The 9,810-nt window shown below is 75.3% G+C and carries 7 protein-coding genes and 2 pseudogenes; 3 read left to right on the top strand and 6 right to left on the bottom strand.

The genetic code is table 11. From position 1 onward, the window contains the following. Window positions 1-165 precede the first annotated feature (165 nt). Both AB0F11_RS36200 and AB0F11_RS36195 read left to right on the top strand, forming a co-directional pair. A complete protein-coding gene (locus AB0F11_RS36200; protein WP_362183514.1) occupies window positions 166-1,020 on the top strand; it encodes an MBL fold metallo-hydrolase in 855 nt (284 codons plus the stop codon). Window positions 1,021-1,133: 113 nt separating this feature from the next. After that, complete coding sequence (locus AB0F11_RS36195) at window positions 1,134-1,679, top strand: NUDIX domain-containing protein (RefSeq protein WP_362183511.1); 546 nt, start codon at window positions 1,134-1,136, stop codon at window positions 1,677-1,679. Window positions 1,680-1,682: 3 nt separating this feature from the next. Here AB0F11_RS36195 and AB0F11_RS36190 read toward each other — a convergent pair whose 3' ends face one another. From AB0F11_RS36190 to AB0F11_RS36175, 4 genes and pseudogenes are all read right to left on the bottom strand, one after another. Beyond that, entirely contained in the window at window positions 1,683-3,623 is a 1,941-nt protein-coding gene (locus AB0F11_RS36190) for an ABC transporter ATP-binding protein (protein ID WP_362183508.1), read from the bottom strand. 338 nt (window positions 3,624-3,961) lie between these two features. Further along, window positions 3,962-4,660, bottom strand: coding sequence for a spermidine synthase (locus AB0F11_RS36185; protein ID WP_362183506.1), 699 nt, complete (start codon window positions 4,658-4,660; stop codon window positions 3,962-3,964). A gap of 7 nt (window positions 4,661-4,667) precedes the next feature. Next, window positions 4,668-5,607: pseudogene (locus AB0F11_RS36180) on the bottom strand (virginiamycin B lyase). A 98-nt stretch (window positions 5,608-5,705) separates the two neighbouring features. After that, window positions 5,706-7,421 (bottom strand): ABC-F family ATP-binding cassette domain-containing protein, encoded by a 1,716-nt coding sequence (locus AB0F11_RS36175; RefSeq protein ID WP_362183503.1) that lies wholly within the window; start codon window positions 7,419-7,421, stop codon window positions 5,706-5,708. 125 nt (window positions 7,422-7,546) lie between these two features. On the opposite strand from AB0F11_RS36175, the gene AB0F11_RS36170 reads away from it, so the two are divergent. Further along, a complete protein-coding gene (locus AB0F11_RS36170) occupies window positions 7,547-8,212 on the top strand; it encodes a TetR/AcrR family transcriptional regulator (RefSeq protein ID WP_362183500.1) in 666 nt (221 codons plus the stop codon). Between the two features lie 75 nt (window positions 8,213-8,287). Here the strand turns inward: AB0F11_RS36170 and AB0F11_RS36165 are convergent, their stop codons facing one another. Both AB0F11_RS36165 and AB0F11_RS36160 read right to left on the bottom strand, forming a co-directional pair. Further along, window positions 8,288-8,944, bottom strand: a complete 657-nt coding sequence (locus tag AB0F11_RS36165; protein ID WP_362183497.1) for a DUF2785 domain-containing protein — start codon at window positions 8,942-8,944, stop codon at window positions 8,288-8,290. 66 nt (window positions 8,945-9,010) lie between these two features. Further along, window positions 9,011-9,810, bottom strand: a pseudogene (locus AB0F11_RS36160) (hypothetical protein); the annotation flags it as partial.

The following is a 9,810-nucleotide window of genomic DNA, read 5'->3' as shown; positions in this document are numbered from 1 at the left end:
GCCGCGCCGAGCCCTGGCCGGTGGAGGAGGCCGCCGCCGTGCTCGGCCTGCCGTTCGCCGAGGCCCTCGCCCTGGACCAGACCGTTTCGGCCGGCCGGGCCCTGACCGAGCTCGGCTGGCGTCCGGAGCAGCCGTACGCCACCACCGACCTGGCCGGAGGCTCGTATGCCGGCTGAGCCCGTGGCCGGAGCGGCGGCGGCCGGGGCGGACGGGGCCGGCCTCCCCGTGTGCCGCACCTGCGGCACCCAGTACGCGGCCGCCCGTCCCGACTGCCCCGTCTGCCTCGACGAGCGGCAGTACGTGGGCCCGGACGGCCAGGAGTGGACCACGCTGGAGGCCCTGCAGGCCTCGGAGATGACCGGCCGCTTCGAGGAGGAGGGCCCCGGCGTCCTCGGCATCGGCAGCAGCCCCCGGTTCGCGATCGGACAGCGGGCCCTGCTGGTGCGGACCGCGGCCGGGAACGTGCTGTGGGACTGCGCGGCGTACCTGGACGAGCAGATGGTCAAGGGCATCGAGGAACTCGGCGGCATCACCGCCATCGCCATCAGCCATCCGCACTTCTACTCCACGATGGTCGAGTGGGCGCACGCCTTCGACGCGCCGGTGTACCTGCACGCCGCGGACCGGGAATGGGTGGGCCGGCCCGACCCCTCGCTCCGCTTCTGGGAGGGGGAGAGCCACCGCCTGAGCGACGAGCTCACGCTGCTCAACCCGGCGGTCCACTTCCCCGGCAGCGCCGTCCTGCACTGGAACGCCGGCGGCGGCGCCCTGTTCTGCGGGGACGTCCTCCAGGTCGGCCCGGACTGCCGCTGGGTCAGCCTGATGTACAGCTACGCCCAGCACATCCCGGAGCGGCCGGGCAAGGTGGAGCGGGCGGCGGAACTCCTGGGCCGCCACCGGTTCGAGCGGATCTACGGGGCCTGGTGGAACCGCGTGGTCACGTCCGACGGCAACGAGGTCCTGCGCCGCTCGGTGGAACGCTACCTCCGCTTCGAACGCGACCAGCCCCCCGCCACCTGACCCCCCGCCCCGCCAACGGTCCCGGCCCGCACAGCAAGCGGACCGGGGCCAACCCCCCCACCGACGGGGACGGGGCCCCGCGGGGACCAGAAGGAGCCGCAACACTGTTCCCCATGACAGCCACCGACCAGCAGTCGCCCGAAGCCCCGTTCACCCGGATCAGGATCCGCACCGCAGCCCTGGTGTTCTGCGGGGACGAGGTCGCCCTCATCCGCCGCGACCGTCCCGGCGCGCCCCTCTACGTCCCGCCCGGCGGCAACGTGGAGGACGGCGAGGACCTGACCGCCGCCCTCCACCGGGAACTGGCCGAGGAACTCGCCCTGGACGCCGGCGTCGCCGAGGGCGGCGACCTGATGTGGGTGGTCGACCAGCGGGTCACCCGTCCCGGCCCCACCCCGCCCCCGCGCAAGCTGCACCTGGTCTACCGCCTGCACATCACCCCGGAGGTCCGGGCGACCCTCGCCCGACAGGAATTCGACGAACTGCCCGACGGCAGCCACGACATCGGCTCCATCGAATGGATCGACTACCGCGCCACCGCCGAGCTCGCGATCTTCCCGCCCATCGGCCCCGCCCTCGCGGCCCTGCCCGACCCCCGGGCGGCGGTGGCCGACGGAAGCCTGGCCGCCGTCACGGATGACAACTACACCTGGGTGTGAGGGTCAGCGGTCCGTTGCGAGGCGGACCAGTTCGGCGAAGGAGCCGTTCAGGTTGAGCAGCTCCTCGTACGAGCCCTGTTCGGTGATGCGGCCGGCGTCGAGGACGATGATCCGGTCGGCGAGGCGGCAGTTCTCCATGCGGTGCGTGACGATCAGGGTGATCCGGTCGTCCTTCATGTCCCGCAGCCCCGAGAACACCATGTGCTCGCCCCGCGGATCCATCGCGGACGTCGGCTCGTCCATCACCAGGAGCGCCGGGCGGCGGTGGAAGGCCCGGGCGCACGCGATGCGCTGCCACTGGCCGCCGGACGGCTCGTGGCCGCCCCACAGGGACCGGGCCAGGAGCGTGTCCAGGCCGTTCGGGAAGGACCCGACCGCGTCCTTCATGCCGACCGCGGCCAGGGCGTCCCACACCGCGTCCTCGCCGCGCGGGTCGGGCCAGCCGAGGGTGATGTTCTCGCGCGCGGAGAAGGGCCAGTACCCGTACGACTGGGTGACGAGCCCGACGTGCTGCCAGGCCGTGCGCTGGTCGGCGTCGGAGGTGGGCACGCCGTTCCAGGACACCGTGCCGGCCGTCGGCGTCGTCAGCCCGGTCAGCAGCCGGACGAACGTGGACTTGCCGGCGCCGTTCTCGCCGACCAGGGCGACGACCTCGCCGCGGTGCAGGGTGAGGTCGACCGGACCGAGCGCCGGGGTGTCCTTGCCCGGGTAGGTGTACGTGGCCCCCTCCAGCCGGATCTTCTGCGGCGCGTCCAGCACCTGCGGGCCGCGCGGGCCCGACTGCGCGGCGGCCTGCGCGATGAAGGAGACGTAGTCGCCGAGGTAGAGGGCGTGCTGGAACATGGCCGCCCCGTAGACCACCAGTTGCGACAGGGCGGCGGTGGAGGTCCGCATGGCGACGATGGCGGTGCCGGCGGCGCCGACGGCCATGTACCCGTAGACCACCAGCGCCCCGAGGGACATCCACGTCAGCACGGTGAACAGGCCGGACACCACGGCGGCGACCAGGTACACGGCCAGGTAGCGCGGGGCGGAGCCGACCATCCTGGAGTCGATGCGGGCGCAGACGGCGGCGTACCAGTGGTGGGCGTACGCCCGCATGCTGTTGCCGCGCAGTTCATCGGCGAGCTTCGGCGTCGTGAGGTGCCAGCGCATCATGTGGCGGATGTTGCGGGAGGCGATGGTCTCGTTGTGCAGGCGGTAGTCGAGGCGGGCCGCGAACACCGAGCCCAGGCCGCGCGGCACCACCGACAGCAGGAGGAGCGGCAGCAGGACGGGGTGGACGACGGACAGCACCGACGCCACCGCCACCATGTCGATCAGACCGCCGGTGAACCCGAGCGCGTCCTGCAGCAGCATCGAGGAGCGGGCGGAGCCGGTCTCGGCCGCCTCGGAGCGCTCGGTGAAGTCGGGGGCGTCGTACGCGGACAGCTCGACGTCCATGTGGGCGTCGACCATGGCCAGGTCGGCGATCGTGGACATGCCGGGAGTCAGCCGACGGGCCGCGCTCCCGGCGGCGATCGAGGACAGCGCCCCCAGGGCCGTCATGGCCGCCGCGGCCGCCAGGGGCCAGGCGGCGCCGGAGATCCGCTGCTCGACGGAGCCGCCGGCCAGCAGCGGGCCCATGGCCCGGGAGACCGCGGCCAGGGCGGCCGCGGTGAAGACCCCGCCCAGGACCTGGGCGCAGACGAGCCAGACGAACGCGGTCCGGTTCACCGCCCAGGCCAGCCGGGCGGTCTGCGCGAGGGCCGCCGGCACCCGGCGGGCCATCTGCCGCAGCGACAGCCGCTCCATGCTCTGGTTGTGCTGCCCCCAGGTGAACGTGATCTCCGCGGGCGCGGGCAGCGCGGGTTGTGCCTGCTGTGCGGGCAGCACGGGCTGTGCGGGTGTTGCGGACACTGCCGCGCCGGGTTCCGGTTTCCTGCCGGCCTGCTTCCGGTACATGTCGCCTCTCCTCCAACTCGCCGATGAGGGAAGCCGGTTCACCCGTGACGGCGGCAGCGCGAGGAAGCCCGTCCCCCGGTGTCGGGGGAGGGCGGCTGCTGTCACGGGGGAACCGGGAGGAGTGAGTAGAGCGCAGCCGGGAAGGCGGAGCAACGGGATCCGGCCGACCTGCCGGCGCAGACGCCACCGGCAGCCAGGCGGCCCTCGTCGGACGCCGCCTGCGTTGCCGGGCTCCCGCGCCGGGCAGGTTGGCCGGAACCGGCCGCCGGGAAGGGCAGCCCACCGCACATCCCTTGCGCCGACCGCGCGCGGCCGGACCGGGGCCGGGGGAACGGTGCCTATGCCGGCTTGCGGGCCAGGTGGACCACGTCCGGGACGCCCCGGTCCACCGGCACCTCCTCCGTACGGACCGACGCGAAGCCCGCATCGCGCAGGGCCTGTTCGAAGGAGGCGGACGGCTGCGCCGACCAGACGGCCAGCACCCCGCCGGGGCGGAGCCGGTCCCGGCACGCGGCCAGCCCCGCGGGGGAGTACAGGCCGCGGTTGTCCTCGTCCACCGTCCAGTCCGGGCCGTTGTCGATGTCCAGGCAGAGCGCGTCGTACAGGTCGGCGGACTCCGTCACGTACTGCACCAGGTCGGTGTGCAGGACGGCCGTCCGCGGGTCGGCGAGGGCCGCGCCGGACACCGCGCCGAGCGGTCCCGTCCGGTGCCAGTCGATGACCGCCTCCTCGCGCTCCACCACGGCGATCCGCCCCCAGTGCGGCTGCGCGGCCGCATGCGCGAGCGAGAAGCCGACGCCGAGCCCGCCGATCAGCAGTGCCGCCGGCCGCTGTACATCCGGGCCGGGCGGGTCGAGCGCGAGGTACGCCGCGTCGACGAGCAGCCGTTCCGACCGGCCGTCGGAGGTGTCCATCAGGAAGCAGCCGTTGGCGATGATCTCGTACGTGGCGCCCCGGCGCCGCAGTACGACCTCGCCGAACGGCCCCTGTCGGCGGTCCAGCGTCTCGGGGATGTCCGGTGTCACAGGTACGGTCATGAAAGGATCAACGAGGCGCGCGCAGCCCGTGTTCCGGCGACCGCGAGACCGCGGGCATGCGGGCGATCGCGCCGTGCTCCAGGGCCGTGTAGAGGGCGCCGTCGGGGCCGAAAGCCAGGCCGTGCGGTTCGCTGCCGGGGTCCGGGAGCGGGTGTTCGGTGATGCGGCCGTCGGGGGAGACGGAGGCGATGCGCCCCGTGCCCCACAGGGTGAACCAGCAGGAGCCGTCCGGGCCCGCGGTGATCGCGTGCGGGCGGCTCTGCGGATCGGGCAGCGCAAACTCGGTGATCTCGCCTTCGGTGGTGATCCGGCCGATGCGCCCTGCGGCGATCTCGGTGAACCACAGGGCCCCGTCGGGACCGGCCGTCAGACCGACCGGCCCGCACTCCGGGTCGGGCAGCGGGTACAGCGTGACCTCGCCGCCGGTGGTGATCCGGCCGATGGCACCGGCGCGGTTCAGGGTCAACCACAGGGCACCGTCCGCCCCCGTCGCGATGAAGGCGGGGAAGGCGCCCGTGCAGGGCAGCGGAAACAGGGTCACCTCGCCGTCCGTGCCGATCCGGCCGATCCGGTCGGCGGCGGTCAGGGTGAACCACAGCGCACCGTCGGGGCCCGCGGTGATGCCGTACGGAGCGGACCCGGAGGCCGCGCCGGGCAGCGGGTACGAGCGGGCGCGCCCGGCGGTGTCGATCCGGCCGATCCGGTCGTCGCGCATCCGGGTGAACCACAGGGCCCCGTCCGGCCCGGCGGCGATGACCGAGGGGGCGCAGCCGGCGGAGTCCAGCGAGAACTCGACGAGCAGCCCTGCGGGGGGTGAGGCGGGCGATGCCGCCGGTGTGCACGAGGGTGCACCACAGCGCGCCGTCGACCCCGGCCGCCAGGGCGTACGGGCCGGACGCGGGGTCGGCGACGGGGAAGGTGCGGACGTGCGAAGAGGAAATGGTCAACTGGCGTCCCTTCGGGAGTGATGGGCGGGTCGGCGGTCAGCTCGGTCAGCCGGGGGAAGTTTCGAGCGGGCGGTGCCGCGGCGGCGATGCCCGGCTGGTCAGACGGCCGTGGTCGTGGCCACCGCCACGGCCACGGCCGCAGGAACCGTCTCGGCCGCGGCTGCGAGGTCGAGCCGGGCGCCCTGCCAGCGGCCGCACAGCTGCCGGTCGTGGCTGACGACGACCACGGCTCCGGGGAATCCGGCGAGCGCGGCCTCCAGTTCCTCGGCCAGGGCGGGGGAGAGGTGGTTCGTGGGCTCGTCCAGCAGCAGGATGTCCGCCGGTTCGCTCACCAGCCGCGCCAGCGCCAGCCGCTGCCGCTGTCCGGCCGACAGGGCGCCGACGGGTACGTGCAGGCGGTCGGCGCCGAACAGGCCCAGCGACAGCAGCCGTTCGGCGTGCTCCTCGGCGGTGCCGGCCCGCCCCTCGGCGTACGCGGCGAGCACGGTTCGCCCGGCCGGCCCGGACGGCGCCTGCTGCACCAGGAGGCCGACGCGCCCGCGCCGTACGACCCGGCCCCGGTCGGGGGCCACGGTGTCGGCCAGGATCCCGAGCAGGGTGCTCTTGCCGGCGCCGTTCGGGCCCGTGACCAGCAGGCGGTCGCCGGCCGAGAGCGCGACGTCCACCGGTGCGAGCCGCCCGGCGAGCGACACGCCGTCGGCCCGGAGCAGGGCGGCGCCCGGCCGGGTGCCGGTGCCGGTGCCGGTGTCGGTGGCGGTGCCGGCGTGCGATGCGGGCCTGAAGCGCAGCGGCTCCGGCGGCGCGGGAACGGGCCGGTCGAGCAGCCGCGACAGCCGTTCCCCGGCGTTGCGGACCCGGCTCGCCAGGGACTGCTGGACCCGCCCGGCGGCCCGGTCGTAGGCCATCTTGTTGCCGTCCTTCATCGCCCGGCCCGGAGCGACCCGGCGGGCGGTGGTGGCGGCCGTCTCGCGCAGCCGCGCCACCTCGGTGCGCCACTGCTCGTGCGCCTGGACCCGCCGCTGCCGCTCGGCGGCGCGTTCGGCCAGATAGCCCGCGTAGCCGTTGCCGTAACGGGTGGTGGTGTGCAGGTCGCCGTCCACCTCCAGCAGCGAGGTGGCGACGCGTTCGAGGAAGACGCGGTCGTGGGAGACGGCGACGGTCGTGCCGCGGCGGCTGCGCAGGTGGTCCTCGAGCCAGGCGAGGGCCGCGGCGTCGAGGTGGTTGGTCGGCTCGTCGAGCAGCAGTACCTCGGGTGCGGCGGCGAGCAGCGAGGCCAGGCGCAGGCGGACCTGTTCGCCGCCGGAGAGGCCGGCGGCGGTGCGGTCGCGGTCCAGGCCGACCAGGCCGAGGCCGTGCAGGGCGCGCTCGAGGCGGGCGTCGGCGTCGTAACCGCCGCGCAGTTCGAAGGCGGTGAGCAGGTCGGCGTACGCGGTGAGCAGCGCGGGGTCGTCCGCCGCGCCGGCGCCGGCTTCGGTGGCGGCCTCGGCCATCCGGGCCTCCAGGCGGCGCATCTCCTGCTCCATGGCGCGCAGTTCGTGCAGGGCGCGGTCGATCACCTGCCGGACGGTGAGGTGCGGCGGGAGCTGCTCTTCCTGGGCGAGGTGGCCGATGCCGCCGTCGGCCCGGGCGATGACCTCGCCGCGGTCGGGGCGCTCGGCGCCGGCGAGGAGGCGGAGCAGGGTGGACTTGCCGGAGCCGTTCTCGCCCACGATGCCGAGGCGGGTGCCGGCGGGGACGGTGCAGGTGACGGAGTCGAGGACCAGGCGGCCGTCGTAGGACTTGGTGACGTCAAGGGCGGTGAGCTGTGCGGTCACGGAGCGGCTCCAGGGGTTCGGGGCGGGGTGAGTGCGGGGCCGTGCGGCGGGGGCTGCGGGGGTTGCTGCGGAAGATGAGCATGGGTGACTCCTTAAAGCGACGAATGTTGCGTTAAAATGCTGCCATGGAATCCAGCACCCCTGCAAGCGGCAGTTCCGGACGCGAGCCTTCCGCAGGCGGCACTTCCGCAGGCGGCTCGTCGGAAGGCGCCGCCCGCCGTCGCACCGGCGGCCGCAGCGCCCGCGTCCGCGCCGAAGTCCTGGGCGCCGTGGGCGCGCTCCTGCTCGAAGCCGGCTACGACGGCCTGACGGTGGACGCGGTCGCCGAGCGCGCCGGCGTCCACCGCACGACGGTCTACCGGCGCTGGCGCGACGTGGGCGGACTGCTCGTCGACGTCCTCGACGCGGCGGCCGACGACACCTGGACGCCGCCCGACACCGGCTCACTGGAAGGGGACCTCGCTGCGCTCAACCAGGAGGTCTACGACGCCCTCGCCGCCGGCCCCAGCCTCACCACGGCCCTGATCGCCGCGTCCTTCCGCTCCGCGGAGGCCGCCGAGGCGCTCGGCCGCTTCTGGGAGGACCGCTACGCCCGCTGCGCGGTGGTCGTCTCCCGCGCGGCCGCCCGCGGCGAACTGGCCGCTCCGGCGGACCCCCGGGCGCTCCTGGTGGCCGCCACCGCGCCCCTGTACCACGAGCTGCTCCTGCTGCGCACCGCTCCGGACCCGGCCCTCCCCGGCCGCGCGGCGGCCGCCGCAGCCGCGGCGGCCCGTGCCGGCGCGTTCCCCTGATCCCGTCTGATCCCGCGCCAGGGTCCGGCCTGCTCGCGTCAGCGGGCGTACATCACGTGGCGGGCGTACATCACGTCAGCGGGCGTACAGCAGGTCCAGCACGGTGCCGATGCGGGCCATGAGGGCGCCGCGATGGGCCAGGGGGGCCGGGTCCGCGTCCGCGACGGCCGTCCGCAGCCCGCGGTCGGCCAGCAGGTACAGCATGCGCAGCGTGCGCAGGTGGTTGGAGACGTGGGCCGGCAGCGGCCCGGGGCCGAAACCCCGCAGGTCGCAGGCGAGCGGCTCCAGCCAGCCGGTCGCCTCCTCCTCCGACAGGTCCGGCCGGGTCAGGACCAGCGCAATCGCGATCGCCAGCCGGTCGTCCTCCCGCTGCCCGTACACGTACGGCGTCGGCGCGAGCAGCCGCGCCGTCGCGAGGGCGAGCATCCGGGTCGGCGCCACCTCCGGCCGCAGCCCGAACCGGCCCAGCAGGTCCGCGCCGTGGGCCACCGCGTGCAGCCAGCCGAGCTCCTCGTCGTACCCGCGCAGGTCCGTCTCGGCCGGGTACCACTGCTCGAAGGCGTCGACCCACCCCGGACGGAAGTCACCCCGGGTGACGAGCATGTCCAGCACCAGCGGGGCGAACGTGCGGGCCTGGACCTCCCGGTGGCGGAAGCGCTCCGCCATCTCGTCGCCCAGGGCGAGGCGCCGCCCGGTGTCGATCACCCCGCGGGCGACCCAGGTGTTCAGCACCGAATCGTTTCCCAGTTGATCACGGAGCGCAGGGTAGAGGGGCGGTCCGGCCTTCGGACAGCGGTTTCAGCCGCCGCCGGTGGCCCCCGTCAGGGTGCCGTGCAGGCGGCGGGCCTCCCGGGCGGGCTGTGACGAACCCGGCTGCCCGGCCAGGGCGTCGAGGCCGGGCAGCGGCCCGCGTCCGCCGCAGGCGCCGGCGCAGTCCGCGGCCACGGCCAGCAGGGGACCGTGCAGCCGGGGCAGGACGCCCGAGCGGACCGCGGCCAGCAGTTCGGGGAGGGCCGCGGCCAGCACCGCCCAGACCGCGCGGGCGCCGCCCGGCGGCTGTGCGGCGAGCCGGAGCGACTCCGTGACCGCCGCCGGCTTCAGGGTGCCGAGCAGGAGCAGCCGGGCCAGCTCCCCGCCCAGCAGCGCCCCGTCGAGGCGGTCCCGCCCGGCCAGCGTCAGCAGGGCCCCGGCGGCCGCGGCCCGGTCGGGCTCCGGGGCCGCGCCGAGCCCGTACGCCAACGCCAGGTGCACGGCGGGACCGGCCGGCCCCGGGCTCTGCGCCAGCGCCGGCAGGAACTCGGGGCCGCCGCTGCCGCCCTGGTCCGCAGCGGCCGCGACCTCCGTCAGCAGCCGGGCCGCGACGATCTCCGGATGCCACGGCAGGACGGCCGCGGCGTGCCGCTCCCGGTGCCCGAGCAGCAGGTGGTTGCAGCCGATCAGCGGCTCGAACCGGCGGAACAGCGGCCAGAACGTCCGCGGGAAGTCACCGCGCCCGTCGAGGGCCGCGGTGCCCACCAGGATCCGCCGCCCCACGCGCGCGCCGCGGCGCCGGCTCGGCGGCTGCGGAGCGCCCGGCTCCCGCTCCACGGCCGACTCCG

It is taken from the genome of Streptomyces sp. NPDC032472, from assembly GCF_040636955.1.
In the GTDB taxonomy this organism is placed as follows: domain Bacteria; phylum Actinomycetota; class Actinomycetes; order Streptomycetales; family Streptomycetaceae; genus Streptomyces.
The sequence above is the reverse complement of the archived record's forward strand: the minus strand, read 5'-3'. Positions and strand labels throughout refer to the sequence as shown.